Raw genomic sequence first — 26,464 nt, 5'->3', positions numbered from 1 at the left:
TATGGTGTGCCTGTCGGCGGCAACCCGCCGATCCAGTGCACACCGCTCGGGGGCGCGGCGACATTGTGCGTTTCTCGTTCTCGAATGTTCAAGCAAGAGGAGTCCGGTGGCAGGCACGAAGAAGCTCGTGATCGTGGAGTCGCCGACGAAGATGAAGTCCATCGCCCAGTACCTGGGCGAGGGCTACGAGGTCCTGTCCTCCGTCGGTCACATCCGCGACCTCATCGAGCCGAAGAACCTCCCGCCCGAGCTGAAGAAGGGCTCCCTCGGGAAGTTCTCCGTCGACGTCGAGAACGGCTTCGAGCCGTACTACGTCGTCTCCGACTCCAAGAAGAAGACGGTCGCCGAGCTCAAGCGCGCCCTGAAGGATGCCGACGAGCTCCTGCTCGCCACCGATGAGGACCGCGAGGGCGAGGCCATCGCGTGGCACCTCCTGCAGGAGCTGAAGCCCAAGGTGCCGGTCCGCCGCATGGTGTTCCACGAGATCACGAAGGACGCGATCCAGAAGGCGAAGGACAACACCCGCGAGCTCGACACCTCGCTCGTCGACGCGCAGGAGACCCGCCGTATCCTCGACCGGCTGTACGGCTACGAGGTCTCCCCGGTGCTCTGGCGCAAGGTCGGGCCGGGCCTGTCCGCCGGCCGCGTGCAGTCCGCCGCGACCCGCCTCGTCGTCGACCGCGAGCGCGAGCGCCTCGCGTTCGTCGCGGCCGGGTACTGGGACCTCGTCGGCCGGTTCACGAGCGACGACTCCGGGTTCGAGGCGAAGCTCGTGCGCGTCGGCGGCGAGCGGGTCGCGACGGGCCGCGACTTCGACGACTCGGGCCGGCTCAAGGGCTCGGCGGTCGTGCTCGACGAGCCGACCGCGCACGCGCTCGCCGACGCGCTCCGCGACGACGCCGTCGCGCGCCGCGTCGCGAAGGTCGAGTCGAAGCCGTACTCCCGCCGACCGGCCGCGCCGTTCACGACGTCGACCCTGCAGCAGGAGTCCGCGCGCAAGCTGCGACTCTCCGCTCGCGACACCATGCGGGTCGCGCAGGCGCTGTACGAGAACGGGTACATCACCTATATGCGCACCGACTCGGTGTCGCTCTCGCAGCAGGCCGTCCAGGCCGCGCGCACCCAGGCGACGAAGCTCTACGGCGCCGACAGCATCCCCGAGAAGCCTCGGGTCTACGCGGGCAAGTCGAAGAACGCGCAGGAGGCCCACGAGGCGATCCGCCCGTCGGGCGAGGTGTTCCGCACCCCCGCCGAGCTCCAGGGCGTGCTGCGCGGCACCGAGTTCAAGCTCTACGACCTCATCTGGAAGCGCACCGTGGCCTCCCAGATGGCCGACGCCAAGGGCCAGACCGCGACCGTCACCATCGAGGTCGGTCCTACGAACGCGGATGCCGCGGCGCCCGAGGGCGCCACCACGCGGGTCGGCGGCACGACGGCCGAGTTCACCGCCAGCGGCACCGTCATCACCTTCCGCGGCTTCCTCGCCGCCTACGAGGAGAGCCGCGACGAGGAGCGCAACGCCGACGAGACGCCCGGCGAGGCGAAGCTGCCGCCGCTGAAGGAGGGGCAGGCCGTCGGCCTCGCCGAGCTCGAGGCGAAGGGCCACGAGACGAGCCCTCCGCCGCGCTACACCGAGGCGAGCCTCGTCAAGCGGCTCGAGGAACTCGGCATCGGACGGCCGTCCACGTTCGCGTCGATCATCTCGACCATCCTCGATCGCGGCTACGTCACGCAGCGCGGCCAGGCGCTCGTTCCCAGCTGGGTCGCCTTCTCGGTCGTGCGCCTGCTCGAGGAGCACTTCGGCGATCTCGTCGAGTACGACTTCACCGCCGAGATGGAGGACGACCTCGACCGCATCGCCTCGGGCGAGGCCGACCGCGTCGACTGGCTCAACGAGTTCTACTTCGGGAGCGACCGCCACCGCGGCCTGCGCCAGGTGGTCGACAACCTCGGCGAGATCGACGCGCGCGAGATCAACTCGGTCGAGATCGCGCCGTCCGTGATCCTGCGCATCGGCAAGTACGGCCCGTACCTCGAGACGACCGATGCGGACGCCGGCCCGGACGCGCCGCCCCGCCGGGTGAACCTGCCCGAGGACCTGGCTCCCGACGAGCTGACCGCCGAGAAGGCACAGGAGCTCATCGACGCCCCCGTGCAGGGCGACCGCCTGCTCGGCGCGAACCCCGAGAACGGCAAGCAGGTCGTCGTGAAGGACGGCCGGTTCGGGCCGTACGTCACCGAGCTGGAGCCCGAGGCCGACACCGGCGGGGCCTCCGTCGATCCGGCCACCGGCGAGGTCGTCGAATCCAAGCCCAAGCGGGGCGCGAAGAAGGCCGCAGCAGCCAAGCCGCGCACGGCCTCCCTCTTCAAGTCGATGCAGATCGAGGAGGTCGACCTCGCGACCGCACTGAAGCTGCTCGACCTGCCGCGCGTCGTGGGCCTCGACCCGGAATCGGGCGACGAGATCACCGCGCAGAACGGGCGGTACGGCCCGTACCTCAAGAAGGGCGCCGAGACGCGCACGCTGCCGAGCGAGGACGCGATCTTCGAGATCGACCTCGCCGCGGCGCTCGAGCTGCTCGCCCAGCCGAAGTACGGCGCACGGCGCGCGTCGAGCGCGCTCAAGGAGTTCGCGGAGGACCCGGTGAGCGGCAAGCCCATCAAGGTCAAGGACGGCCGCTTCGGTCCGTACGTCACCGACGGCACCACGAACGCGACGATCCCGCGCGCCGAGTCCGTCGAGGAGATCACCTTCGAGCGCGCCGTCGAACTGCTCCAGATCAAACGCGACAAGGGTCCGGCGCCGTCGCGAGCGAAGCGCACGTCGACGGCGAAGCCCGCCGCGAAGCGAGCGACGACGTCGCGCGCCAAGAAGACCTCGTCGTGAGCGGAGGGCTGTTCGTCACCCTCGAGGGCGGGGACGGCTCGGGCAAGACGACGCAGGCGGAGCTGCTCGAGCAGTGGCTCGTGGAGCGTGGCCGCGAAGTCCTCCGGACCCGCGAGCCCGGCGGCACGGGGTTCGGCGTCGAGGTGCGCGAGATCGTGCTGCACCACCGGGGCGACATCTCGCCGAGAGCCGAGGCGCTGCTCTACGCCGCGGATCGCGCGCACCACGTGGCGACCGTCGTGCGTCCGGCGCTCGAGCGCGGCGACGTCGTCATCCAGGACCGCTACGTCGACTCCTCCGTCGCGTATCAGGGCGCCGGGCGCGTGCTCGATGCTCGCGAGATCCAGCAGCTCTCGGAGTGGGCGACCGAGGGACTGAGGCCCGACCTCACCCTTCTTCTCGACCTCCCGCCGCAGGCCGCGCGCGAGCGGCTCGACGTCGCGCGCACGCGGTACGACCGCCTCGAGGCCGAGGCGGAGGCCTTCCACGACCGCGTCCGGGCCGCGTACCTCGAGATCGCCGAGTCGGACCCCGCGCGGGTCGCGGTCGTCGACGCCACGCGGCCGGTGGACGAGATCGCAGCCGACATCCGCCGGCTGGTCGAGCCGCTGCTGTGAACGGGAACGGCGTCGGCGGTCGAGGGTAGCGTGGTGGCGTGACCGTGTGGAGTGACCTGACGGGGCAGGATGCCGCGATCGAGCTGCTGCGTGCGGCCGCCCTGGCCGCGCGCGATTCCCGTGCCTCCGCCGACATGACGCACTCCTGGCTCATCACGGGGCCGCCCGGCTCGGGCCGGTCCAACCTCGCCTACGCGTTCGCCGAGGCCCTGCTGTCGGGCGAGCCCGACGGCGATCGCGCCACCGGCATCCAGGTCGCCGCCCGCAGCCACCCCGACCTGCACGTGCTCGCGACCGAGGGCGTCATCATCAAGGTCGCCGACGTGCGCAAGATCGTGGAACGGTCCCACTACGCGCCATCCGTGGGCCACCACCGCGTGATCGTGGTCGAGGACGCCGACCGCATGACCGAGCAGACCTCGAACGTGCTGCTCAAGGAGCTCGAGGAGCCCCCGGAGCGCACGGTGTGGATCCTCTGCGCGCCGAGCGAGGCCGACCTGATCCCGACGATCCGCTCCCGCGTGCGCTCGGTCCGCCTGCAGGTGCCCAGCGTGGCCGACGTCGCCGAGCTGCTCGTGCGCCGCGACGGCGTCGACCGGGCCCTCGCCGAGCGGGCGGCACGCGAGGCGCAGAGCCACATCGGCATGGCGCATCGCCTCGCGACGAGTGCCGAGGCGCGCGACCGCCGCGCCGAGACGCTCCGGCTCGCGCTGCAGGTCCGCTCGACGCCGGGCGCGGTCATGACCGCCGCGCGGCTGCTCGAGATCGCCGGCGACGACGCGAAGGCGATCGCCGAGCTGCGCGATGCCGAGGAGCGAGAGCACACCCTCCGTTCGCTCGGCATCGCGCCCGGCCAGGCCGTTCCCGCGGCCCTGCGCTCGCAGTTGCGCGCCCTCGAGGAGGACCAGAAGCGTCGCGCGACGCGAAGCCTCCGCGACGGGATCGACCGCATCCTCGTCGACCTCGCATCGCTGTTCCGCGACATCCTCGTCGCGCAGCTCGGCGCCGACGTCGAGCTCGTCAACCTCGAGATCGCCGACGAGGTGGCCCGCGCCGCGGCATCCGCCACCCCGGCGCGCACCCTCGCCACCCTCGACGCCATCCAGGAGGCCCGCATCCGCATCGACGCCAACGTCCAGCCCGCGCTCGCCCTCGAGGCGATGCTCGTCTCCGCGATCCGTCGTCCGGAGCCCGCTCGGGCGGTGCGCCGGTGACCCGCACGCGCGCCCTGCTCGCGACCCTGGCCGCCGGCGCACTCCTGGTGCTGACGGGGTGCACCGTGCCGGGCTTCCTGCAACCCGAGCGCGACCGGTCCGAGCCGACGGGAGAAACGGTCGGCGCCGAGCTCGAGCCGTTCTACTCGCAGGTGCTCGAATGGGAACGATGCGGCGAATTCCAGTGCGCGACGGCGACGGCGCCGCTCGACTGGAGCGACCCCGCGGCGGGCGAGATCGAGCTCGCACTGATCCGGCAGGCCGCGCGCGGCGGCGGCGACCCGATCGGCTCCCTGCTCGTGAACCCGGGCGGTCCGGGAGTCTCCGGGTACGACTTCATCGCCGAGTCGCTCGACTTCGCCGTCGGTCCGCGGCTGCAGGAGCGCTACGACGTGGTCGGCTTCGATCCGCGCGGGGTGAGCCGGTCGACGCCGGTGACCTGTCACGACGACGAGGAGATGGACGAGTACCTCTACGGCATCGTCGATGCCGAGCGCGGCAGCGACGAATGGATCGCCGAGGTCGGCGCGTCCGCGACCGAGTTCGGCGCCGCATGCGCCGAGCGGACGGGCGAGCTCCTCGGGAACGTCGACACCGTGAGCGCCGCCCGCGACCTCGACCTGCTGCGCGCCGTCCTGGGCGACGACGAGCTGCACTACCTCGGGTACTCGTACGGCACGCTCCTCGGTGCGACCTACGCCGGGCTGTACCCCGAGAAGGCAGGGCGCCTGGTGCTCGACGGGGCGATCGACCCCAGTTCGAGCGCCCGCGAGGTGGTGAGGGAGCAGTCGATCGGCTTCGAGGCGGCCCTGCGCGCCTACCTCGCCGACTGCCTGGGCGGGCCCGAGTGCCCGTTCACGGGTTCCGTGGAGGATGCCGAGGCGGAGGTGTCCCGCCTTCTCGCGTCGGTCGAGCGGAGCCCGCTGCGCGGCAGCGACGGCCGGTACCTCGGCGCGAACGCGCTCATCTGGGGAATCATCTGGCCGCTGTACAGCCCCGCCGCATGGTCGTACCTCGACGACATGTTCGAGTCGCTCATGTTCGGCGATGCCGACTTCGCCCTCGCCCTCGCCGACGGCTACCACGACCGGGATCCCGACGGGACCTACCTCGACAACTCGAACGAGGCGTTCGCGGCCGTGAACTGCCTCGACTACACGGTCGACGCCGACCCGGAGTCGATGCGGCGCGACGCGGCCGAGCTCGCCGAGGCCGCGCCGATCATCGGACCGTACTTCGGGTTCGGTGACATCGGATGCTCGGTCTGGCCCGTCCCGAGCGAGGCCGAACGCGTTCCGATCGCCGCCGAGGGCGCGCCGCCGATCCTCGTGGTCGGCACCACGGGCGACCCCGCGACGCCGTACAAGTGGGCCGTCGCCTTGGCCGAACAACTCGACAGCGGCGTGCTCGTCTCCTACGACGGTGAGGGGCACACCGCCTACAACAAGTCCAACGCCTGCGTCGACGACACGGTCGAGGCGTTCCTCCTCGAGGGCGAGGTGCCCGAGGAGGATCCGAGGTGCTGAGCGCTCTGGCGCGGTGGTCATGACCACCTCGATGATCCGCTAACATGGTCTCTCGTGCCGTCCGCTGCACCGCAACGGATGCCACGCCGCCTTAGCTCAGTCGGCAGAGCGATTCACTCGTAATGAATAGGTCGTGGGTTCGATTCCCACAGGCGGCTCCCCTCGACGGGCCCGGACGGAAGTCCGGGCCCGTGCCCGTTCCCGGGGAGGCCGCGCGACGGACGCGACACCGTCAGGTCCGCCGGTCGACGCGCCTCCGCGGGGACGCTCCGCGCGCGCCGGCGTGATGCTGGAGCGCGTCTGCACCGACGGCTCCATGCGCCGGCTCCGCTCGGATCGGTCAGGGCACGGGCACGAGCCGCACCGCGGCGGCGTACGCCGCGTACCCCGTCGCGTTGGGGTGGAAGCCGTCGGCCGTGCGGAGCCAGCTCCAGTCGTTGACCCACGGGGCGGGGCTGCCGATGCCGTGCCCGGTGAACGGGCCCGCGGCGTCGACGAACACCGCGCCGGCGGCGACCGCGTTGACCCGGATCACCTCGTTGAGCGCGACGGTCTCGGCGTTGACCTCGTCCGCCCAGGAGTACTTCGAGGGAAGGTGGAACAGCAACGGGTAGCCCGTCACGATCACCTTCGCGGTGGGCGCCTTGGCCTTGACCGCGGCAACGACATTGCGGATGCTCGTGGCGAAGCCGTCGGACGCCGCGATGGTCGAGCCGTTCGCGATGTGCGACGCGCACGAGCTCGTGACGAACACGAAGCAGTTCTGCATCACGGTGCCGAAGCCCACGTCGTTGCCTCCGACCGTGACGGTCACGACGCGTGCCGAGGAGGGCACGGCGGGGACCTGCTGTGCGAGCACCTCGACCGTCGACGCGCCCGAGCAGGCCGGGAACGCGACGAGGCGAAGGTTCGCGTCGGCGTCGAGGAGCTTCGGGTAGCCGTTCGCACTGCGATAGCAGGACGTGTCGAGGTAGCTGCGCCCGCCGGTACCCGCGGCGAACGAGTCGCCGATCGCCGCGTACTCCAACTCGGTCGTTCCACCACCGCCACCGCCGCCGGGCTTGCCGGGCTTGTCCGGAGGCTTCGCTGCGACGACGGCGGCCGCCGCCGGGTCTCCCGGACCGGCGACGACCACGCCGAGCGCAAGGGCGAGCACCGCCATGAGCGCCGCCGCGAGCAGGGCGAGACGGCGAGGCGCCGTCGAGTCGGCCACGGTGATCATCGGACTGCCCGGATCGCGTCGGCGTAGGCGGCGTGGCCGGCCGGGTTCGGGTGGAACGCGTCGAACTGCGGCGGGCTCACGATCCAGGGGGCGAGGCTCCCGATGCCGTGGCCGGCGAAGGCGGGCACCACGTCCACGTAGGTGAAGCCGTCGCCTGCCGCAGCGACGGCGGCGGCGATGACCCCGTTCAGCATGATGGTGCCGGCGTTGATCGTCTCCGAGTTCGGCACCTGGGGGTCCAGCAGCAGCGGGTAGCCGGTGACGACGACGTGCGCCTTCGGCGCCGCGGCGCGGATGTCGGCGAGCACCTCGGCGAGGCGACCGGGGAGCACGGTCTGCGCGATCTGGACGGCCGTGCCGATCGCGATGCTGCAGGCCTCGCTCGGGCCCGGGAGGCATGCCGCCGTGACCTCGGCGAGGCCGAGGTCGTTCGCGCCCACCGTCAACGTGACGAGCTTCGTGCGGTGATCGAGCCCGGCCAGCTGCGAGGCGATGTCGGTGGTGTCGGCCCCGGTGCAGCCGCGCAGGGCGACGTGCACGTTGCCGGGGTCGCTCGCGAGCAGGGCGGCGTACCCGTTCGGGCTCTGCGCGCACGGGTCCGTCGTGCCGTAGTCGCCGCCGCCGAAACCGGCCGCGTACGAGTCGCCGAGCGCGGCGTAGGCCACCTTCTCGACGGCGGATGGCACCGAGGGGGGATTGCCCGGGACCACCAGCGCCTGGGCGGGCGCGGCGAGGCCGAAGACGGCGAGGACGGCGACCGAGGTCGCGGCGAGCGAGCCGGCGATGCGGCTCTTCCGGATCGAATGTGCCGACATGGGCGAACGTTAGCGCGAACGCGAGGAATGCGCAGTTCCCCGAACAGGTGTCACGCGGCCTGCGCGGGGCGGGAGGACTCCGCCCTCCGCCGCTAGGCTGGCGCGCATGACTGACGGACTGCGCTGGGGCATCCTCGCGACGGGCGGCATCGCCCGGCTCTTCACCGGCGACCTGCGGAAGAACGGCTTCGACGTGCGCGGCGTCGGCTCGCGCTCGCTCGAATCCGCCGAGGCCTTCGCCTCGGACTTCGGCGTCCCCGCCGCGTACGGCACCTACGACGAGTTCCTCGCCGCGCCGGACGTCGACGTGGTCTACGTCGCCACGCCCCATCCGTGGCACGCGGAGGTCGCGCTCCGCGCCATCGAGGCCGGCAAGCACGTCCTCGTCGAGAAGCCGTTCACCCTCACGCAGGCCGAGGCGCGCAGAGTGGCGGATGCCGCGCGCGAGCGGGGCGTGCTCGCGCTCGAGGCCATGTGGACCCGGTACCTGCCGCACATGGTCCGGATCCGCGAGATCGTGGCGGCAGGCACGCTCGGAGACGTGCGCAGCCTCATCGCCGATCACACGCAGAGGCTGCCGGACGACCCCGGCCACCGGCTCAACGCGCTCGAACTCGGGGGCGGCGCCCTGCTCGACCTCGGGATCTACCCGGTGTCCTTCGCGTGGGACCTCTTCGGGGCGCCGTCCTCGATCCAGTCGACCGCGGTGTTCCGTTCGACGGGGGCCGACGCGCAGGTCGCCGTGCAGCTCGGCTACGAGGACGGACGCATCGCCTCGACCTTCTCGGCCAGCGACGTGCACGGACCGAATGCGGCGACGGTGCTCGGCACGGAGGCGCGCATCGACATCGATCCCGTCTGGTACTCCGCCACGTCCTTCCGGGTCGTCGCACACGACGGCCGGGTGCTCGAGGAGTTCCGCGCCGACGTGAACGGCCGCGGCATGCACTACCAGGCCGCGGCGCTCGAGCAGCTCGTCGCGGCCGGCCGACTGGACGGCGGCGACGTGCTGCCGACCGAGCAGTCGGTCGCGATCATGGGCACCCTCGACCGGATCCGTTCGGAGATCGGCCTGCGGTACCCGGGCGAGGACTGATCGGGGCGGGCGGGATGGACCGGCCGCTCGACGCCGACGACGTCGTCTCGCTGACCCGACGGCTCGTCGCGATCGACGCGACGAATCCGTCCCTCGTCGCGGGCGGAGCGGGGGAGCGCGAGATCGCCGAGGCGATCGCGGCATGGCTGTCGCCGCGAGGCCTCGACGTGCGGCTCGTCGGCAGCGACCCGTCGCGGCCGAGCGTCCTCGCACGCCGGCGCGGGAGCGGCGGCGGCCGACGCCTGGTCCTCGCCGGCCACCTCGACACCGTGGGCGGCGGCGGCCGCGGCGGCGACAGGGGGATCGGCGGCGACAGGGGGATGGGCGGCAGCGACGGGTCGAGCGGACCCGACCCCCGGCCGGACGGCGACCGCGTGGTCGGCCGGGGCGCCTACGACATGGCCGGAGGGCTCGCCGTCGCGATGGTCGCGGCCGCCACGGCCCCCGACCTGCCCGGTGACATCGTCCTCGCCTTCGCCGCGGATGAGGAGTTCGGCTCGTTCGGCATGGAGGAGCTGCTCTCGGCCCTCGACGACGAGGGCGGCGCGGACGGCGCCGTCGTGCTCGAGCCGACCGACCTCGAGGTGACCATCGCGCACCGTGGTTTCGCCTGGTACCGAGTCGAGTACGAGGGAAGGGCGGCGCACGGCTCCCAGCCTGAGCTCGGCGTGGACGCCATCGACCGCGCGACCGACGGCCTCGTGGCGCTGCGCGCGCTCGGCGCGGAGACCGCCGCGCGCCCGCGGCATCCGCTGCTCGGGACGGGAACCGTGCGGGTCGCGACGATCGAGGGCGGCACGGATGCCGCGACCGTCGCGGATCGCTGCATGCTCGTCGTCGAGGTTCGCACGCTGCCGGGCGATCCGGATCCGCGCGCCGAGCTCGAGCGGGCCCTCGCGCCCTCCGGCCCCGCACGTGTCGTGCCGCTCGCGGCGCGGCCCGCCATGGAAGCGGACCCGGGCGCCCCGATCGCGCGGGCGGTGCTCGCCGCCGTCGAGCGGATCACGGGCGTGTCCGCCGTGCGGCGGGGCGATCCGTGGTGGACCGATGCGGGCCTCCTGGCCGAGCGGGGCGTGCCCGTGGTGCTGGTGGGTCCCGCGGGCGGCGGGGCGCATGCGGACGAGGAGTGGGTCTCGACGGCGTCCCTCCGCACGCTCGTCGACGTCGTCGGGGCGGTCGTGCACGACTTCTGCGGCTCGCGCTGACGCGCCCCTCCCGGGCTGCGTCCGGATCGGATCCGTACAATGCCGCGGGTGAGCGACGAGACGGATGCCGCGGCGTCGGCCGGGCAGGCGCGCGGTTCCGCGCCGAGCGGCGACACCGCGTCCCCTCCGAGCGCCGGTCCGCCGGGCGGCATCCGTGCGCTGATCGCCCGGCATCGGGCGCTGGCCGCGGCGGCCGCATTCGTGGCCGTGACCCTCGTGGGCGGCGGAGCGGTCGCGCTCGGCGCGGCGCTGGGCGACCCGGCCGCCGTTCCCGCGGCGACGCCGTCCCCTGCCGCGAGGCCGACCCCCACCGCCACGCCGACCCCGGTGGCGGCGCCCACGAGCGAACCTCCCGCGCGCGTGCGCACCTGCTCGGTCGCCGGCCTCGCGGCCGATCCGAGGCTCGCGAACCTGCAGGCCCAGGTCATGAACGCCGCCACGGGCGAGGTGCTCTACGACCGGGGCGGGCTCACTCCCTCGCGGACCGCGAGCGTGATGAAGGTCGTCACCGCCGCCGCCGCGCTCGCCGTGTTCTCACCCGACGACCGGTTCGCCACGCGGGTCGTCCGCGGCGCCGAGCCCGGCTCCGTCGTGCTCGTCGGCGGCGGCGACGTCACGCTGTCGCGAACCCCGAGCGGCGACGAGACGGTCTACCCGGGCGCGGCGCACCTCGACGAGCTCGCCCGGCAGGTCCGTGAGGCGTGGACGGCGGACCCCTCGAACCCGCCACTGACGAAGCTCGTGCTCGACAGCTCGCTGTTCGGCGGTGAGACGTGGCACGCGAGCTGGGACCCGGCCGAGCGGGAGCTCGGGTTCATGCCCCACATGACGGCGCTCATGGTCGACGGCGATCGGGCCGACCCGGACGCCGACGTCTCGGCGCGCGGGACCGACCCGGTCGGCCGCGCCGGCGAGGCGTTCGCCGCAGAGCTCGGCGGGGTCGCCGTGATCGAGCGGGGCGTGGCGCCGTCGGGCGCCGCCGAGCTCGGCCGCGTCTGGTCGCCCACGGTCGCGCAGCTCATCGACAAGTCGCTCATCGTCTCCGACAACACCGTCGCCGAGATGCTCGCCCGCCTCGTCGCGATCGAGCTGGGCACGGGCGGCGACTTCGCTGCGATCGATCCGGCGGTCCGCCAGGCGCTCGCCGGGTACGGCATCGCGCGCGGCGGCATCCGCGTCATCGACGGATCGGGTCTCTCGCCCGACAACGCGGTGCCCCCCGCGTACCTCACGCGCCTGTTCGCGAAGGTCGACGCGCGCGAGGGCGAGCTCGGCGTGATCCTCGACGGACTGCCGGTCTCCGGGCAGCGCGGGTCGCTCTCGTACGCCGACCGCTTCGCGGGCGAGAACGCGGTCGCGCACGGCGCGGTGCTCGCCAAGACCGGGTGGATCACGACCGGCTACACGCTCTCGGGGATCATCCGAGCCCAGGACGGCACCACGCTGACGTTCGCGATCTACGCGCTCGGCGACGTGACCGCGGCGGCCAAGCAGGCCATCGACACGCTCGCCACCGGCTTCTACCGGTGCGGCGACGAACTCGCCGACGACTGAACCGCCGGTCGCCCCGCCCCCCCCCCCCCCCGACGGGACCCTCGCGCGTCTCCGCGACCACGCCGGCATGGACGGCGACCAGGTGACGGATGACCGGGCGCGCCATCCGCGGACCCGTCAGAATGGGAGGCGGCGGCGGATCGCCGCGAGACCCGAAGAGCGAAGGAGCCGGTCATGAGTCGGGCCCTGTTCATCATCGACGTGCAGAACGACTTCACCGAGGGCGGCGCACTCGGCGTCGACGGCGGCGCCGCGGTCGCCGCGGGGATCACCGAGTACCTCGCCGGGCACCGCGACGACTACGCGCTCGTCGTCGCGTCCCGCGACTGGCACGACCCCGACAACGACAACGGCGGCCACTTCGCCACGGACGCCGCGCCCGACTTCGTGTCGACCTGGCCGCGGCACTGCATGGCCGGCACCCCGGGAGCCGAGTACCACCCCGACCTCGACACGTCGGCGGTCGACGTCCACATCCGCAAGGGTCAGGGCGTTCCGGCGTACTCGATCTTCGAGGGCACCGACGACGAGGGCGCCTCGATCACCGAGGTGCTCACGCGGCACGGCATCACCGACGTCGACGTGGTCGGCATCGCCACCGACTACTGCGTGCGCGCCTCCGCACTCGACGCGCTCGACCACGGACAGCACGTGCGCGTGCTGCGCGACCTGGTGGCGGGCGTGGCGCCCGAGTCGTCGGCGGCCGCGATCGCCGAGCTCGGGCACGCGGGTGCCGCGATCCTCGACTCCGACGCGGCGACCGGCGCCGACGAGACCGAGCGCGCGTGAGCGCGGAGGTGTCGCGCACGTCCCCGCGGCCGCCGACCCTGCACGCCGAGGCGCCCGACGGCGTGCTCGTCGCGTATCGCGTGCACGGCGACGTGCGGGCGGATGCCGCGCTCCCTCCGGTGCTCCTCGTGCACGGTTTCGCGTCCGACTCCGTCGTCACGTGGGAGGGAACGGGCTGGGTGAGCGCCCTCCGCGACGCCGGCCGGACGGTCGTCACGACCGACCTGCGCGGCCACGGCGAGAGCGACAAGCCGGCCGACGCCGACTCGTACTCGCCCGATCGGCTCGGGGCCGACCTCGTCGCCGTGCTCGACTCGGCCGGCGTGCGCCTCGTCGACGTCGTGGCGTACTCCATGGGCAACCGCGTCGTCTCGGCGCTCTGCGAGCTCGCTCCGGACCGCGTCCGGAAGGTCGTGGTGGGCGGTGCAGGCCCCTCCGAGCTCTTCGCCACGTGGGACCTCGGCGAGGTCCGCGCCTACCTCCTCGACGGGATCCCTCCCCGGAACCCCGTCATCGCCCAGGTCCTCGGCCCGGCGATCCGCGCCGGTGCCGATCGCGAGGCGCTGCTCGCGTGCACCGAGGGCGTGGCGGGCGCGCCGCTCGCGATCCCCGGCGGCATCCCGGTGCTGTTCGTCGCGGGGGAGGACGACCCGGTGCCGGCGGGCGTGCAGCGGCTCGCGCTCGACTGGGGCAGCGACCTCGTGACCATCCCCGGCCGGGACCACGTCTCGACGCTGACGGCACGGTCGTTCAAGGACGCCGCCGTCGCGTTCCTCGCCTGAGGCGACCTCGAACTAGGGTGTCAGGGTGTCCAGTTCTTCCACCGGCTTCGAATCGAGCGGCTACTGGTACGAACCCGACGCCACGCGCATCGGCAGCGTCGACGTGCTCAACCTGCTCCGACGCTACCGAGCGGCCGACCAGGAGATGCGTCGGCGCACGCGCGATTCGATGGGCATGGGTGAGACCGACCTGCTCGCGCTGCGGTACGTCCTGCGTGCCGAGCGCGAGGGTGAGGTCCTGACGCCGGGCATGCTCGCCAGGCGACTCGGGATCTCGACCGCTTCGACCACCGTGCTCATCGACCGCCTCGAGCGGAGCGGCCATCTCGCGCGCCGGCCGCATCCGACCGATCGCCGCTCCCTCGTCGTCATCAGCACCACCGACAGCGACGCGGAGGTGCGCAAGACGCTGGGTCGCATGCACCGGGCGATGATCGACGTCGCCGACGCGCTCGAACCGCGGGACCTCGTCGCCGTCGCGCGATTCCTGGCGGGGATGATCGAGGCGGTCGAACTCGCCGACGCCGACGCGCACGAGAACGCCGTGCACGAGGACGGCGTGGAGGGTGCGCCCGACCCCGTTCGCGAGTCCGAGCCGGAGCCCGAGTCCTCGGCACGGCCCACCGCGTAGGCATGCGTGCGGGCCGCCGCATCGTCGCGACGGCCCGCAGCGGGTGGTTCAGACGCGCTTGTTGCCGGTGAGCATCCGCACGAGCCAGACGATGACCGCCAGGACGAGCAGGACGATGCCGACCCAGAGCAGGAACTGGAGCGACTCCACCAAGCCGCCGGTGAACAGCAGGATGATGGCGATGACGGCGACGATGATGAGCAGGATGTTCATGGTTGTGCCTTTCTGTCGGCGATGACGCCGCGCCGGTGCGGCGTTCTGGGGGGAGGGCGGTCGCAGGTGCTGCGTTCCGTCCGGTCGCGTCGGCGGCCTGCCCGGAGACCGGGCCTCAGGCTGCAGTGGTGGGTTCCGCGGAGGCGGCGTCGCTCGCTTCGAGGGCTTCGATGAGCCCTTCCTCGAGTTCGACGGGGACGGCGTAGAGGGCGCCGCCCGTGATGGCATCGTGCTCGATCACCGCGGCCGCGTGGATCTCGGCGCGCGACAGGAACGGGAAGCGGGCGACCATGCGCTCGAGCAACTGCTCGAAGTCGATGAGTTCGCGGCCCCCGGCGATGCCGATCACGCCGTCCGTGCTGTCCATTGCTGCTCACTGTAGCCGACGGCGCTGTGATGGAGACCCGGGGGGGCCTCGACCCCCCGGGGTCATCCCCCCACGCGTGATCGCCCGCAGTGCGGTCGTTCCCTTGTCCGCGATCACATGGACAACAAGACCACAGATGTAGCTAGATGGTCTAGCCATTCCCGCGTGGGTCGCGATACGGTACGCTTCTTGCCATTGCGGCGAGGCCGATCGGCGACGATCGACCCGGGCCGGAGGCCCGGGAGTCGGTCAGAGCCCGACCCGGCGCAGGATGCGCTTGAGCCCGGCGGGCAGGCGTCGGCCCAGCACTCTTCGGCGCAGGTGCCCGCTGAGTCGCCACTTCTGCGACCGGGAGAGTCGGCTGCGGCGGATCTCCGCGATGCCCGAGCGCTGGAGCGCCAGGCGCTGCGTGGCGTCGTGCGGCCACTGCTTGGACAGGCTGCTCGACTGGTAGTACTTGGTGCAGAGCACCTCGGGCACGCGCACGAACTCGCCCACGAGCGAGAGCCCGAGCAGCCAGGTCCAGTCCGCGGAGTACTCGCCGAGGTCGTTCGGGTGGATCCCGCCGACCGCCCGGAACCCCGAGGCACGGAACAGGCCGCGATTGGGGACCCACCAGCACCCGGGACGCCGGACCATCACCCGGCCGCGCTCCATCGGCGTGCGGAGCCCTTCGAGGTCGTCGAACCGGTGCTGCTCGATACGACCGTCGAGCTCGTGGACCTCCATGTCGCTGAAGGCCAGCACGGCCCGCTCGTTGGCGGCGAGGGCCCCGGCCAGCCGCTCGACGTAGGCGGGCGCGACGACGTCGTCGTGGAAGGCGAAGAACATCAGCTCGCCGCGGGCACGGGACATGAGGTCGTTCGAATTCCGCAGCCATCCGAGGTTCGAGTCGCGCTCGAGGATCCGGGTGTTCGGATGCCGGGCCGCGAACCGGCGCACGACCTCCAGCGTGTCGTCCGTCGAGCGGTCGTCGCCGATGAGGATCTCGAGGTTCGGCCACGTCTGCGCGGCGAGGCTCTCGAGGGTGCGCTCGATGAACCGCGCGCCGTTGTAGGTCGGCACGAGCGCCGTCACGAGCGGCGGCGACGTCGTCTCCGAGGGCATCCGGCTCCTCACGCCGTGATCCCGGCCGCGAGCTCGCGCGCGAGCCAGGGAGCCGTGGAGTACTTGCCCGTGTCGACGGAGTGGTACGTTCCGAGGCGCTCGACGCCGTATCGATCTCGGCGATGCAGCCCGGACCGCGGGTCGTCGAGCGCGCCCCTTCCGCGGGCGAACACGAATCCGCCGTGCACGACGACGGACTCGGCGTCGTCCAGGACGGGGCCGATGCCCGGCATGATCGGCTCGAGTGCCGCGCGCACGCGTGCGACGAACGCCTCGGCATCCGGACCGGTCGGCGCGGCGGGCGCGGCGATCTCGAGCTCGCCGCCCTCCGCGAGGAGCCCGACCGGGTACCAGGAGAGATAGAAGTCGCGCCCGTTGTAGTTCTTCACGTCGCCGAACGGGCCGACGGCCACGAGCGCGCTCGGCAGGTCGTGCTCGGTGCGCGTGCGGACGAACACGCACTGGCGGTAGCGGTGCGTCCACGGCGGCGTCGGCGCGAGGCCCGCGGTGACGTCGACGGACAGCCGGCCGTTCCAGAGGGCGTTCACGACGACGTCGAACTCCGGCGCGTCGCCGTCGTCCGTGCTCACCCGCCACCGGTCGGCGGACGACTCGCTCGGTCGCACTGCGACGACCGTCGTCGAGGTGCGAAGCGTCACGCCGGCGGTCGCTGCGAGCGCGTCGACGAGGCGGTCGGCGACCCACCGGGTCTCGACCGACCGCTCCGGCACGCGGAAGCCCGCCACGATGTCGGGGCCGCCGAGCTCGCCGAGTTCGGCAGGGGCGATCTCCGAGCTCCGTGCACCCGAGACGTCGGCGAGGTACCGCCCGGCGTCCGGATGCTCGCGGACGAGCTCGTCGATCGACGCGAACTTCGCGCGCAGCACGTCGGGACCCACCACCGACTCCCGATGCACCAGGTAGATGTCGTCCTCGGTCGTGACGTGTCCGGTCAGGTCGTCGCCGATGAGCTCGCGCAGGCGGTCGGCGAACTGCAGCCCTCCCGTGAGCAGGTGCCGCGCCGTGGCGAGGGTGGGATCGGCGCCGTAGATGTAGCCGAGGTGGATCTTCCCCTCGTTCCAGCGGCTCGCAGCCGCCATCGGGTCGGCCTCCCGATCGAAGACCGTCACGTCGAGCCCCCGGCGGGCCAGGTGGATCGCCGTCGATGCGCCCATGATCCCCGCGCCGAGGACGGCGACGCGCCGGCGGATCACGACGGCTGCCCCGTGGCATCCGGGCGCTCGTGCACGTACTCGCGCTCGTCGTACGGGCCGTCGGCGAAGACGACGAGCGCGGAGTGGTCGTCGAGGTAGGTCTGCTGCGCCCAGACGCCCGCCTCGACGAGGATGGCCGGGCACGACTCGTCGAGCGTGACGCGAGCCCGTTCGTCGCCGTGGAGCACCTCGACCTCGATGGAGCCGCTCGCGCGGAGGAGCACCTGGCGGACCCGGCGGTGCGCGTGCCCGCCGCGCACGGATCCGCGCGGCGCGTTCACCACGAAGACCCGGGCGGCGGTGAAGCCGGCCTCGTCGAAGCTCAGGGGCACGAGCGAACCGCGCTCGTCGTGGAATCGAGCGAGCTCGAGCACCCGCACCCGCCCGTCGAGGAGCGGGGTCCGATCGGTGGGCATGGACCCGACTGTAGCGCGGCGCGACTGTCTCGTGACGGTCGCGCCACGCCCGGCGTCAGAGCTGGTTGCCGAGCTTGTACTCGCCCTGCTTCCACTCGGGCATCGAGGCGTCGCCCTCCTCGGGTCGCGTGTACGAGAATCCGTCGGCGCCGATCGTGACCGCCATCTCGCTCGCGTCGGTGCGGGCGACGACCTCCTTCGGAGTGCCGTCCAGGTCGAGCACGAGGGACGCCTCGGTGTACCACGACGGCACGACCGGATTGCCCCACCAGTCACGGCGCTGGTTGTCGTGCACGTCCCAGGTCACGACGGGGTTGTCGGGGTCGCCCGTGTAGTAGTCCTGCGTGTAGATCTCGACGCGGTGCCCGTCGGGGTCGCGCAAGTAGAGGTAGAACGCGTTCGAGACGCCGTGGCGCCCCGGTCCGCGCTCGATCCGGTCCGACATCCGGAGCGCGCCGAGCTTGTCGCAGATCGCGAGGATGTTGTGCTTCTCGTGCGTCGAGAACGCGACGTGGTGCATGCGGGGCCCGTCGCCGCCGGTCATGGCGGTGTCGTGCACGGTGGGCTTGCGCCGCATCCACGCCGCGTACACGGTGCCCTCGTCGTCCTGGATGTCCTCGGTCACGCGGAAGCCGAGGTCCTGCATGAACGCGACGGCGCGGGGGACGTCGGGGGTGACCTGGTTGAAGTGGTCGAGGCGCACGAGAGCGCCCGGCGTGTAGAGGTCGTAGCGCCAGGCGAGGCGCTCGACGTGTTCGACGTCGTGGAAGAACTCGTACGGGAAGCCGAGCGGGTCCTCGACGCGCACCGAGTCGCCGATGCCCTTCGTGAAGCCCTCGGGCCGTCGCTCGACGCGGCAGCCCAGCTCGGTGTAGAACGCCACGGCCTTGTCGAGGTCCTCGGGCGTGCGCACGCGGTACGAGAACGCGGCGACCGCCGCGACCGGGCCCTTGCGCAGCACGAGGTTGTGGTGGATGAACTCCTCGAGCGAGCGGAGGTAGACGGTGTCCTCGGTCTCCTCGGTGACGACGAGGTCGAGGACGTCGACGTAGAAGCGGCGGCTGGCCTCGAGGTCGGTGACCACGAGCTCCATGTAGGCGCAGCGCAGGATGTCGGGAGCCGGCGCGGACGGCGTCGGGATCGGGTCGTCCGTGTGGATCGGGGCCTCCTGGCTCACGTAGAACCCGGAGGAGGTCAGCGTCTTGTCGTCGCGGTGGGTCATGTCGGCGTCCTTGCTTCGCGGATGACGGATGTCGGGGATGAGGTTCCGGATGCCGCTCAGCGCGGGTCCGGATCGTCGAGGTCGGCCTCGTGGCGCTCCTGCTTGCCGAACGTGGGGTTGTGCACCGCCCCGAGGGTGATGTGCACGGCCTGCTGGTCGGTGTAGAAGTCGATCGAGCGGTAGCCGCCCTCGTGGCCGAGGCCCGAGGCCTTCACGCCGCCGAACGGCGTGCGGAGGTCGCGCACGTTGTTCGAGTTCAGCCACACCATGCCGGCCTCGACCGCCTGGGCGAAGTTGTGCGCGCGCTTCAGGTCGTTCGTCCAGATGTACGCGGCGAGTCCGTACGTGACGCCGTTCGCGAGCTCGAGGGCCTCCTCGTCGGAGTCGAACGGCGTGATCGCGACGACGGGCCCGAAGATCTCCTCCTGGAAGATCCGGGCCTCCTTCGGCACGTCGGCGAACACGGTCGGCGCGACGTAGTTGCCGGTGCCGAGTCCCTCGGGCCGCCCGCCGCCGGCGACGAGCCGGCCCTCGGACTTGCCGATCTCGACGTACGACATCACCTTGTCGTAGTGCTCGGGGTGCACGAGCGCGCCGACCTCGGTCCTCGGGTCGTGCGGGTCGCCCACGACCACGCGCTCGGCCTGCGCGGCGTACTTCTCGACGAACTCGTCGTAGATCGCGCGCTCGACGAGGATCCGGCTGCCCGCGGTGCAGCGCTCGCCGTTCAGCGAGAACACGCCGAAGATCGTCGCGTCGACCGCGGCGTCGAGGTCGGCGTCGGCGAAGACGACGGCCGGGCTCTTGCCGCCGAGCTCCATCGAGAGCCCCTTGAGGAAGGGCGCGGCGTTGCCGAAGATGACCTGCCCGGTGCGGCTCTCGCCCGTGAACGAGATGAGCGGCACGTCCGGGTGCTTCACGAGCGCGTCGCCCGCCTCCTCGCCGAGCCCGTTGACGAGGTTGAACACGCCCTTCGGGAGCCCGGCCTCCTCGAAGATGCCCGCCCAGAGCGAGGCCGACAGCGGCGTGAACTCGGCGGGCTTCAGCACGACCGTGTTGCCGGTGGCGATCGCCGGGGCGAGCTTCCACGACTCGAGCATGAACGGCGTGTTCCACGGGGTGATGAGGCCCGCGACGCCGATCGGCTTGCGGTTGACGTAGTTGACCTGCCGTCCGGGCACCTTGTACGTGTCGTCGGCCTGGGCGACGATGAGGTCGGCGAAGAACCGGAAGTTCTCGGCCGCGCGGCGCGCCTGGCCGAGCGCCTGCGTGATCGGCAGGCCCGTGTCGAAGGTCTCGAGCTCGGCGAGCCGGGCGTCCTGCGCCTCGACGGCGTCGGCGATCCGGTGCAGCACGCGCGAGCGCTCGCGCGGGAGCATCCTCGGCCACGGCCCCTCGCGGAAGGCGCGCTGCGCGGCCTCGACCGCGCGGTCGATGTCGGCCTTCTGCCCGGCCGCGGCCTGCACGTACACCTCGTTGGACACGGGGTCGAGCACGTCGAACGTCTCGCCGCCGACCGAGTCGACGAACTGGCCGCCGATGTAGTGGCGGATGCGGTCGGGCAGGCCCTCGGGGATGTGCTGGGTCATGCGGTCTGTGCCTCCTGGTTCGAAGCGGATGCCGCGGCGTCATCGCCCGGCTCGGGAACGGGTCGGATCGGAGCCGACGCGGACGCGGCATCCGTCGGCGGCTTGTGCTGCGCCTGGTAGGCGAGCACGGCGTCGAGCGTCGCGGTCCGATGGCGGCGCGCGGCCAGCTCGATCTCGAGCTCGTCGGCACCCTGCTCGATGAGCTCGACGATGCGGGCGTGCTCCTCGACCGACTCGCGGGCGCGGCCCGGCACGAAGCTGAACGACGAGTCGCGAAGCACCCTCATGCGGTTCCAGCCCCGGTGGACGAGGTCGAGCACGTGCGGGTTCGGGCAGGTCTCGAACAGGATCGAGTGGAACTCGAGGTTGAGCTCGGTGAACCGGTGGGGGTCGAAGTCGTCGAGGGTGCGCCGCATCCGTTCGTTGACCTCGCGGGCTCGCTCGAGATGTCCGGGAGTCAGCGACCCGGCCGACAGGCCCGTCGCGTATCCCTCGACGAGCGCGAGCGTCTGCATGGTGTGCAGGTACTCGGTCTCCTTCACGAGCGCGACCTGCGCGCCCACGTTCCGCTCGTACGTCACGAGGCCCTCGGCCTCGAGCCGGCGGATCGCCTCGCGAACGGGCACGACGGACACGTCGAGCTCGCGCGCGATCTGGCCGAGGACCAGCCGGTACCCCGGCACGTAGCGGCCGTCGTCGATGCGCTCGCGGACGAACCGGTACGCCTGCTGCGACTTGCTCTGCGCGCTCATCGCCGGCCTCCGTCGCCCCGCTCGCGCTCGTAGCGCTCGCGCCACTGCCGGTCCATCGGGAACAGCCCGTCGACGGCCTCGCCCTCGGCGACCCGCTCCGCCACCCAGGCGTCGGCGGCGTCCTGTTCCGCCGCCTCGGCGGCCACCTCGGCCACGAGGTGCGGGGGGATGACGATGACGCCGTCGCCGTCGCCCACGATCACGTCGCCGGGCTGCACCGCCGCACCGCCGCACGCGATCGTCACGTCGGTCTCCCACGGCACGTGGCGGCGGCCGAGCACGCTCGGGTGCGGACCCTGCGAGAAGACGGGGATGCCGATCTCGGCCACCGCGTCGAAGTCGCGCACGCCGCCGTCGGTCACGATGCCCGCGGCGCCGCGGACCTCGGCGCGCAGCGCGAGCACGTCGCCGACCGTGCCGGTGCCGCGCTCGCCGCGGGCGTCGACCACGAGCACCTCGCCGGCCCCGACCGTGTCGAACGCCCGCTTCTGTGCGTTGTAGCCGCCGCCGTGCTCGGCGAACAGGTCGGGCCGCGCCGGGATGAAGCGGAGCGTGCGCGCCCGGCCCACGATCCGGTCGCCGGGGTGGTTCGCGAAGACGCCCTCGATGAACACGTCGTGGTAGCCGCGCTTGCGGAGCGCGACGGACAACGTCGCGACGGCGACGGAGGACAGCTGCGCGCGGAGCTCGTCGGTGAGCTCGAAGCCGTCTGCGGGTCGAGGAGGCGCCCCGGCGCCGTCGCCCTCTGCGGGTCGAGGAGGCGCCTCGGCGCCGCCTCGAGACCCGGAGGCGAGCGCCGACGCCCGCCCGGTCGCCACGGCGGACGCGAGCTCCTCCTCCGACCCCCACGCCTCGACGCGCTGCAGGTCGTCGACGGCGGGCTTCGTGCCGAAGTCCCCGAAGGGCTCGGTGCCCTCGGTGATGCGCGTGACGAGCCGGCCCGTGGTCGGGGCGCCCGCGGCATCCGGTGCGTCGACCTCGACCTCGACCACGTCGCCGGGCACGACGACCGACGAGCCCGCGGGCGTGCCGGTGAGGATCACGTCGCCGGTCTCGAGCGTCATGAGCTGCGAGAGATCGGCGATGAGCTGGCCGAACGGGAAGAGCAGCGTGTCGCTCGTGTCCTCCTGCACGAGCTCGCCGTTGACCCAGGTGCGGACGCGCAGGCCGTCGGGGGCGACCGCGGAGGCGGGGATGAGCGCCGGGCCGATCGGGGTGAAGCCGTCGCCGCCCTTCGATCGCACGTTGGAGCCCTTGTCGGCGGCGCGCAGGTCGTAGACGCCGAAGTCGTCGGCGGCGGTGACGGATGCCACGTGGCGCCAGCCGTCGGCGGGGGACACCCGTCGGGCGGGCCGGCCGATCACGAGGGCGATCTCCCCCTCGAACGCGAGGAGCTCGGTGCCGGCCGGGCGCTCGAGGGTCTCACCGGTCGCGGCGAGCGAGCTCGAGGGCTTCAGGAAGTAGCTGGGCGCGGCGGGGGTGCGGCCGCGCTGCGCTGCGCGGGACGGGTAGTTGAGGTGCACGGCGATGATCTTGCCCGGGGTGGGAATGGCATCGGTCGGCATGAGCGTCCTCGTCTCTTCGTATCTGAAATCGTATACGATCTGGTCGCGCGGGGCAAGCGCGGCGTCAGTACGACGCCCGCGGGCCGGCGTCGGGGGAGGTCGCCGCTGCGCCGTCGGCGCGGTCCCCTCCGATGAAGCGATCGGCGAGCGCCTCGGTGGCGCGGGCGACGAGCGCGACGTCCGCGCCGACGGCGACGAACGCCGCGCCCGCCTCGAGGTAGCGCTCGGCCTCGTCGGGCACGAACGCGTTCACCCCCGCGGGCTTGCCCGCGCGACGGGCGGCCGCGATCGACGCGACCACCGCCTTGACGACCTCGGGATGCGACGGATCGCCCAGGCGGCCCATGGAGGCGGCGAGATCGGCCGGGCCGACGAAGATCGCGTCGACCCCGTCGACCGCGACGATGTCGTCGACGGCCGCGACGGCCGCCGCCGACTCGACCTGCACCGTGAGGCTGATCGTCGACGACGCGTCGCGGAGGTACGACGGCACGCGATTCCAGCGGGAGGACCGTGCGAGCGAGGCACCCACCCCGCGCATGCCGGCGGACGGGTATCGGACGGCCCGCACGAGCTCCTCGGCCTGGGCCGCCGAGTCGACCATCGGCACGAGGAGGTTCTGCGCGCCGAGGTCGAGCACCTGCTTGATGATCACCGGGTCGCCGATCGGCACGCGCACGACCGGTGCCACCGGGTACCCGGAGACGGCGTGGAGCTGCGCGAGGATCGACTCGATGCCGTTGGGGGAGTGCTCGCCGTCGATGAGCACCCAGTCGACCCCGCTGCCCGCGACGATCTCGGCCATGACCGGGCTCGCCGAGCAGACCCAGAGGCCGACCAGGGGGCGTTCGGCGGCGGCGAGCCGCTGCGCGAAGGTCTCGGGGAGGTTCAGGCGAATCGGCACGTGATCGCCCCCAGGGGTCCGTACTCGGCGTGGATCGTGTCGCCCTGCTCCACCCACATCGGGCGGGTGAACGAGCCGGCCAGGATGATCTCGCCGGCCCCGAGCGACTGCCCGTGCTGGCCGAGCTTGTCCGCGAGCCACGCGACGCCCATCGCCGGGTGGCCGAGCACGGCGCCGGCGACGCCCGACTCCTCGATCGTCTCGTTGCGGTACAGCAGCGCGGAGACCCAGCGAAGGTCGACCGCGTCGACCCGCACGGGCGTGCCGCCGACGACCATGGCGCCCATCGCCGCGTTGTCGGAGATGGTGTCGACGATCGTGCGGCCCTGCAGCTCGATGTGGGAGTTCAGGATCTCGAGCGCCGGCACCACGTAGGCCGTCGCGTCGAGCACGTCGAAGATCGTCGTGCCGGGGCCGCTCAGCGGCTTCGCGAGGACGAACGCGAGCTCGACCTCGACGCGCACGTTCGAGAACCGCGCGTGCTCGATCACGGCGCCCGACTCGTGGACCATGTCGTCGAGGATCACGCCGTAGTCGGGTTCCGTGATGCCCGTGGCGACCTGCATGACCTTCGAGGTCAGGCCGATCTTGCGTCCGACGAGGCGGCGGCCGCCCGCGACCTGCCGCTCGGCCCAGAGCCGCTGGACCGCGTACGCGTCCTCGACGGTCATCTCGGGATTGCGTGCGGTGAGGAGCGGGACGATCGATCGGTCGCGGTCGGCGGCGGCCAGTTCGTCGGCGATCTCCGCGATGCGGGATGGGTCCAGCATGGTGCTCCCCTTCGTCGTCGAGGCGTCTCTCGCGATGGTACACGAGACCGTGATCACATTTGGTATGCGAAATCGTATACGATAAGGGACGTGCGACGCCGGGCGTCGCGCCATCCCTGACCGCGGACCGACAGAGGAGTCGATACCGCCATGACCGCAGCAACCGCCACCCACCTGGCCCCGAGCAAGCGCGTGGAACTGCGCCGCGTCGCCCTCGCCACCGTGATCGGCACCACCATCGAGTGGTACGACTTCTTCCTGTACGCGAGCGCGGCGGGGCTCGTGTTCGGCGCCCTCTTCTTCGCCCCCGCCGGCCCGCAGTTCGCGACGATCCTGTCGTTCGCCACGGTCGGCATCAGCTTCCTGTTCCGCCCGCTCGGCGCCTTCCTCGCCGGGCACTTCGGCGACCGCATCGGTCGGAAGGCGATGCTCGTCGTGACCCTCGTCCTCATGGGCGGCGCGACCACCCTCATCGGCGTGCTGCCGACGTACGCCCAGATCGGCGTGCTCGCCCCCGTGCTGCTCGTGCTGCTCCGCATCCTCCAGGGGCTCTCGACGGGCGGCGAGTGGGGCGGCGCGGTCCTCATGGCGGTCGAGCACGCACCCGACCACCAACGCGGCCGCTACGGCGCCTCCCCGCAGATCGGCGTGCCCATCGGCCTGCTCCTGGCGTCGGGCACGCTCGCGCTCATGACCGGCGTGATCTCGCCCGGCGACGCGTTCCTCGAGTGGGGCTGGCGCATCCCGTTCCTGCTCAGCGTCGTGCTCATCGTCGTCGGCATCTTCGTGCGCCGCGCCGTCGACGAGAGCCCCGTCTTCGAGGAGATCGCCGCGAAGAAGGCCGCAGCGAAGACCCCCATCCTGACGCTCTTCCGCCGGCACTGGCTGCTCGTGCTGCTCGCCGCGCTCACCTTCGCGGGCAACAACGCGGCCGGCTACATGACGACCGGCGGCTACATCCAGAACTACGCCACGACCCCGCTCGCCGACGGCGGGCTCGTCGGGATGGAGCGCACGCCGGTGCTGCTCGCCGTGGCCGGCGCCTCGGTCGTCTGGCTCATCACCACCTTCGCCGCCGGCGTCGTCTCCGACCGCATCGGTCGCCGCAACACCTACATCATCGGCTGGCTGGCGTTCCTCGCCACCGTGTTCCTGCTGTTCCCGCTCGTGGACACCGGCAACCCGTGGCTGCTGTTCCTCGGCGTCGCCCTGTTCGCGATCGGCAACGGCTTCACGTACGGCCAGCAGGCGGCGTACTTCGCCGAGCTGTTCCCCGCCTCGATCCGCTACTCGGGCGTCTCGATCACCTACGCGATCGGCGCGATCCTCGGCGGCGCCTTCGCCCCCACCGTCGCCGCCTGGCTCGTGCAGACGACCGGCACCGCGACCTCGGTCGCGTTCTACGTCGCCGGGGTCATGCTGGTCGCCTTCGCCGCGACCCTCATCCTGCGCGACCGCACGGGCATCCCGCTCGGCCCCGACCACGAGGCCGAGCAGGCGCGCGGCGCCATCCGCGGCCTGGAGTAGGGTGGCCGGGTGAAGACGGTCCAGCTGCGCAGGTACACGCTCGTCGACGGGGAGTACGACGCCTTCGTGGCGTGGTGGCGCGAGTGGATGCCGCGCGTGCGGTCCGGCGCGGGGTTCACGATCGAGTTCGCCTACGGCATCCGCGAGGCGAACCAGTTCGTCTGGGCCGTGAGCGCGCCGGGCGATGCCGAGGCGTTCGTCGCCCGCGAACGGGAGTACCTGGGGTCCGACGCCCGGGCGGCCGCGTTCGAGGGCGTGCCGCAGCGGGTCGCGACGTACGACATCGCCCTCGTGGACGACCTCGTCGCCTGACCCCGCTGGTCGCACGGAGCCCGACCGAGGGGTGGACGTCGAGTACACTGACAGCGGCCCGAGGTACCGCCGTGTACGCCCTTCCCGCTCACTGGGGCCGTTACAATCCTGAACACCCCCCAACTTGAGTGCGGTCGACGCTGCCCACCTTCGCGCGCGGCCGAGAAG

Annotated in this window: 25 protein-coding genes and 1 tRNA gene; 13 read left to right on the top strand and 13 right to left on the bottom strand. The window is 72.3% G+C overall.

The window, feature by feature from the left end; all coding sequences use genetic code 11:
• Positions 1-106: 106 nt before the first annotated feature.
• The 5 genes from topA (at position 107) to WBQ80_RS05760 (ending at position 6,402) form a co-directional block, all read left to right on the top strand.
• Positions 107-2,887 (top strand): type I DNA topoisomerase, encoded by a 2,781-nt coding sequence (topA, locus tag WBQ80_RS05780; RefSeq protein WP_336571387.1) that lies wholly within the window; start codon positions 107-109, stop codon positions 2,885-2,887.
• Complete coding sequence (tmk, locus tag WBQ80_RS05775) at positions 2,884-3,504, top strand: dTMP kinase (RefSeq protein WP_336571388.1); 621 nt, start codon at positions 2,884-2,886, stop codon at positions 3,502-3,504. Before topA ends, tmk begins: the two co-directional genes overlap by 4 nt.
• Before the next feature lie 38 nt (positions 3,505-3,542).
• Positions 3,543-4,718 carry a DNA polymerase III subunit delta' gene (locus WBQ80_RS05770; RefSeq protein ID WP_336571389.1) on the top strand — a complete coding sequence of 392 codons (1,176 nt, stop codon included), beginning with the start codon at positions 3,543-3,545 and terminating at the stop codon, positions 4,716-4,718.
• The gene (locus WBQ80_RS05765) at positions 4,715-6,244 is read left to right on the top strand and encodes an alpha/beta hydrolase (RefSeq protein ID WP_337282488.1); all 1,530 of its coding nucleotides are present in this window, start codon (positions 4,715-4,717) and stop codon (positions 6,242-6,244) included. The genes WBQ80_RS05770 and WBQ80_RS05765 overlap by 4 nt, the downstream gene beginning before the upstream one ends.
• A gap of 85 nt (positions 6,245-6,329) precedes the next feature.
• Positions 6,330-6,402: transfer RNA gene (locus tag WBQ80_RS05760), tRNA-Thr, on the top strand.
• A 182-nt stretch (positions 6,403-6,584) separates the two neighbouring features.
• Here WBQ80_RS05760 and WBQ80_RS05755 read toward each other — a convergent pair.
• Together WBQ80_RS05755 and WBQ80_RS05750 are read right to left on the bottom strand one after the other, a co-directional pair.
• Complete coding sequence (locus WBQ80_RS05755) at positions 6,585-7,457, bottom strand: SGNH/GDSL hydrolase family protein (protein WP_336571392.1); 873 nt, start codon at positions 7,455-7,457, stop codon at positions 6,585-6,587.
• Between the two features lie 5 nt (positions 7,458-7,462).
• Entirely contained in the window at positions 7,463-8,281 is an 819-nt protein-coding gene (locus WBQ80_RS05750; protein ID WP_336571393.1) for an SGNH/GDSL hydrolase family protein, read from the bottom strand.
• A 106-nt stretch (positions 8,282-8,387) separates the two neighbouring features.
• Here WBQ80_RS05750 and WBQ80_RS05745 point away from each other — a divergent pair, with 106 nt between their 5' ends.
• From WBQ80_RS05745 to WBQ80_RS05720, 6 genes are all read left to right on the top strand, one after another.
• The gene (locus tag WBQ80_RS05745) at positions 8,388-9,377 is read left to right on the top strand and encodes a Gfo/Idh/MocA family protein (RefSeq protein ID WP_336571394.1); all 990 of its coding nucleotides are present in this window, start codon (positions 8,388-8,390) and stop codon (positions 9,375-9,377) included.
• 14 nt (positions 9,378-9,391) lie between these two features.
• Positions 9,392-10,582: a M20/M25/M40 family metallo-hydrolase gene (locus tag WBQ80_RS05740; RefSeq protein WP_336571395.1), complete on the top strand. Its 1,191-nt coding sequence runs from the start codon at positions 9,392-9,394 to the stop codon at positions 10,580-10,582.
• 39 nt (positions 10,583-10,621) lie between these two features.
• Complete coding sequence (locus WBQ80_RS05735; RefSeq protein ID WP_442892680.1) at positions 10,622-12,136, top strand: D-alanyl-D-alanine carboxypeptidase/D-alanyl-D-alanine-endopeptidase; 1,515 nt, start codon at positions 10,622-10,624, stop codon at positions 12,134-12,136.
• Positions 12,137-12,310: 174 nt separating this feature from the next.
• Positions 12,311-12,925, top strand: coding sequence for an isochorismatase family protein (locus WBQ80_RS05730; protein WP_336571397.1), 615 nt, complete (start codon positions 12,311-12,313; stop codon positions 12,923-12,925).
• The gene (locus WBQ80_RS05725; protein WP_336571398.1) at positions 12,922-13,707 is read left to right on the top strand and encodes an alpha/beta fold hydrolase; all 786 of its coding nucleotides are present in this window, start codon (positions 12,922-12,924) and stop codon (positions 13,705-13,707) included. The genes WBQ80_RS05730 and WBQ80_RS05725 overlap by 4 nt, the downstream gene beginning before the upstream one ends.
• 25 nt (positions 13,708-13,732) lie before the next feature.
• Positions 13,733-14,338 (top strand): MarR family winged helix-turn-helix transcriptional regulator, encoded by a 606-nt coding sequence (locus WBQ80_RS05720; protein WP_336571399.1) that lies wholly within the window; start codon positions 13,733-13,735, stop codon positions 14,336-14,338.
• A 48-nt stretch (positions 14,339-14,386) separates the two neighbouring features.
• Here WBQ80_RS05720 and WBQ80_RS05715 read toward each other — a convergent pair whose 3' ends face one another.
• The 11 genes from WBQ80_RS05715 to hpaH form a co-directional block, all read right to left on the bottom strand.
• Positions 14,387-14,551: a hypothetical protein gene (locus tag WBQ80_RS05715; protein WP_336571400.1), complete on the bottom strand. Its 165-nt coding sequence runs from the start codon at positions 14,549-14,551 to the stop codon at positions 14,387-14,389.
• A 115-nt stretch (positions 14,552-14,666) separates the two neighbouring features.
• Complete coding sequence (locus tag WBQ80_RS05710) at positions 14,667-14,918, bottom strand: hypothetical protein (protein ID WP_336571401.1); 252 nt, start codon at positions 14,916-14,918, stop codon at positions 14,667-14,669.
• A gap of 249 nt (positions 14,919-15,167) precedes the next feature.
• Complete coding sequence (locus WBQ80_RS05705; protein ID WP_336571402.1) at positions 15,168-16,025, bottom strand: glycosyltransferase family 2 protein; 858 nt, start codon at positions 16,023-16,025, stop codon at positions 15,168-15,170.
• 8 nt (positions 16,026-16,033) lie between these two features.
• On the bottom strand, positions 16,034-17,239 hold the full coding sequence (locus WBQ80_RS05700; RefSeq protein WP_336571403.1) for an NAD(P)/FAD-dependent oxidoreductase: 1,206 nt from the start codon (positions 17,237-17,239) through the stop codon (positions 16,034-16,036).
• Positions 17,236-17,655, bottom strand: a complete 420-nt coding sequence (locus WBQ80_RS05695) for a sugar 3,4-ketoisomerase (RefSeq protein WP_336571404.1) — start codon at positions 17,653-17,655, stop codon at positions 17,236-17,238. The genes WBQ80_RS05700 and WBQ80_RS05695 overlap by 4 nt, the downstream gene beginning before the upstream one ends.
• Before the next feature lie 55 nt (positions 17,656-17,710).
• Positions 17,711-18,877 (bottom strand): 3,4-dihydroxyphenylacetate 2,3-dioxygenase, encoded by a 1,167-nt coding sequence (hpaD, locus tag WBQ80_RS05690; RefSeq protein WP_336572949.1) that lies wholly within the window; start codon positions 18,875-18,877, stop codon positions 17,711-17,713.
• A gap of 56 nt (positions 18,878-18,933) precedes the next feature.
• Entirely contained in the window at positions 18,934-20,466 is a 1,533-nt protein-coding gene (gene hpaE, locus WBQ80_RS05685) for a 5-carboxymethyl-2-hydroxymuconate semialdehyde dehydrogenase (RefSeq protein ID WP_337282487.1), read from the bottom strand.
• On the bottom strand, positions 20,463-21,218 hold the full coding sequence (locus WBQ80_RS05680; RefSeq protein WP_336572947.1) for a GntR family transcriptional regulator: 756 nt from the start codon (positions 21,216-21,218) through the stop codon (positions 20,463-20,465). The genes hpaE and WBQ80_RS05680 overlap by 4 nt, the downstream gene beginning before the upstream one ends.
• A complete protein-coding gene (locus WBQ80_RS05675; RefSeq protein ID WP_336572946.1) occupies positions 21,215-22,783 on the bottom strand; it encodes a fumarylacetoacetate hydrolase family protein in 1,569 nt (522 codons plus the stop codon). Before WBQ80_RS05675 ends, WBQ80_RS05680 begins: the two co-directional genes overlap by 4 nt.
• Positions 22,784-22,847: 64 nt before the next feature.
• A complete protein-coding gene (locus tag WBQ80_RS05670) occupies positions 22,848-23,687 on the bottom strand; it encodes an HpcH/HpaI aldolase/citrate lyase family protein (RefSeq protein ID WP_336572945.1) in 840 nt (279 codons plus the stop codon).
• A complete protein-coding gene (gene hpaH / locus WBQ80_RS05665) occupies positions 23,672-24,457 on the bottom strand; it encodes a 2-oxo-hept-4-ene-1,7-dioate hydratase (RefSeq protein ID WP_336572944.1) in 786 nt (261 codons plus the stop codon). The genes WBQ80_RS05670 and hpaH overlap by 16 nt, the downstream gene beginning before the upstream one ends.
• A 150-nt stretch (positions 24,458-24,607) precedes the next feature.
• On the opposite strand from hpaH, the gene WBQ80_RS05660 reads away from it, so the two are divergent.
• The gene (locus WBQ80_RS05660; protein ID WP_336572943.1) at positions 24,608-25,984 is read left to right on the top strand and encodes an MFS transporter; all 1,377 of its coding nucleotides are present in this window, start codon (positions 24,608-24,610) and stop codon (positions 25,982-25,984) included.
• A gap of 9 nt (positions 25,985-25,993) precedes the next feature.
• The gene (locus WBQ80_RS05655; RefSeq protein ID WP_336572942.1) at positions 25,994-26,296 is read left to right on the top strand and encodes a hypothetical protein; all 303 of its coding nucleotides are present in this window, start codon (positions 25,994-25,996) and stop codon (positions 26,294-26,296) included.
• Positions 26,297-26,464: the final 168 nt, after the last annotated feature.

It is taken from the genome of Agromyces sp. CCNWLW213 (assembly GCF_037199545.1).
Classification (GTDB): domain Bacteria; phylum Actinomycetota; class Actinomycetes; order Actinomycetales; family Microbacteriaceae; genus Agromyces.
The sequence above is the reverse complement of the archived record's forward strand: the minus strand, read 5'-3'. Positions and strand labels throughout refer to the sequence as shown.

What these genes read in the sequence shown, in the direction of transcription:
- WBQ80_RS05715 (WP_336571400.1), bottom strand. Translation starts at nt 14,551, where the DNA reads ATGAACATCCTGCTCATCATCGTCGCCGTCATCGCCATCATCCTGCTG.
- WBQ80_RS05745 (WP_336571394.1), top strand. Translation starts at nt 8,388, where the DNA reads ATGACTGACGGACTGCGCTGGGGCATCCTCGCGACGGGCGGCATCGCC.
- WBQ80_RS05710 (WP_336571401.1), bottom strand. Translation starts at nt 14,918, where the DNA reads ATGGACAGCACGGACGGCGTGATCGGCATCGCCGGGGGCCGCGAACTC.
- WBQ80_RS05660 (WP_336572943.1), top strand. Translation starts at nt 24,608, where the DNA reads ATGACCGCAGCAACCGCCACCCACCTGGCCCCGAGCAAGCGCGTGGAA.
- WBQ80_RS05680 (WP_336572947.1), bottom strand. Translation starts at nt 21,218, where the DNA reads ATGAGCGCGCAGAGCAAGTCGCAGCAGGCGTACCGGTTCGTCCGCGAG.
- hpaD (WP_336572949.1), bottom strand. Translation starts at nt 18,877, where the DNA reads ATGACCCACCGCGACGACAAGACGCTGACCTCCTCCGGGTTCTACGTG.
- WBQ80_RS05730 (WP_336571397.1), top strand. Translation starts at nt 12,311, where the DNA reads ATGAGTCGGGCCCTGTTCATCATCGACGTGCAGAACGACTTCACCGAG.
- WBQ80_RS05705 (WP_336571402.1), bottom strand. Translation starts at nt 16,025, where the DNA reads ATGCCCTCGGAGACGACGTCGCCGCCGCTCGTGACGGCGCTCGTGCCG.
- WBQ80_RS05695 (WP_336571404.1), bottom strand. Translation starts at nt 17,655, where the DNA reads ATGCCCACCGATCGGACCCCGCTCCTCGACGGGCGGGTGCGGGTGCTC.
- WBQ80_RS05740 (WP_336571395.1), top strand. Translation starts at nt 9,392, where the DNA reads ATGGACCGGCCGCTCGACGCCGACGACGTCGTCTCGCTGACCCGACGG.
- WBQ80_RS05750 (WP_336571393.1), bottom strand. Translation starts at nt 8,281, where the DNA reads ATGTCGGCACATTCGATCCGGAAGAGCCGCATCGCCGGCTCGCTCGCC.
- hpaE (WP_337282487.1), bottom strand. Translation starts at nt 20,466, where the DNA reads ATGACCCAGCACATCCCCGAGGGCCTGCCCGACCGCATCCGCCACTAC.
- WBQ80_RS05735 (WP_442892680.1), top strand. Translation starts at nt 10,622, where the DNA reads ATGCCGCGGGTGAGCGACGAGACGGATGCCGCGGCGTCGGCCGGGCAG.
- WBQ80_RS05675 (WP_336572946.1), bottom strand. Translation starts at nt 22,783, where the DNA reads ATGCCGACCGATGCCATTCCCACCCCGGGCAAGATCATCGCCGTGCAC.
- hpaH (WP_336572944.1), bottom strand. Translation starts at nt 24,457, where the DNA reads ATGCTGGACCCATCCCGCATCGCGGAGATCGCCGACGAACTGGCCGCC.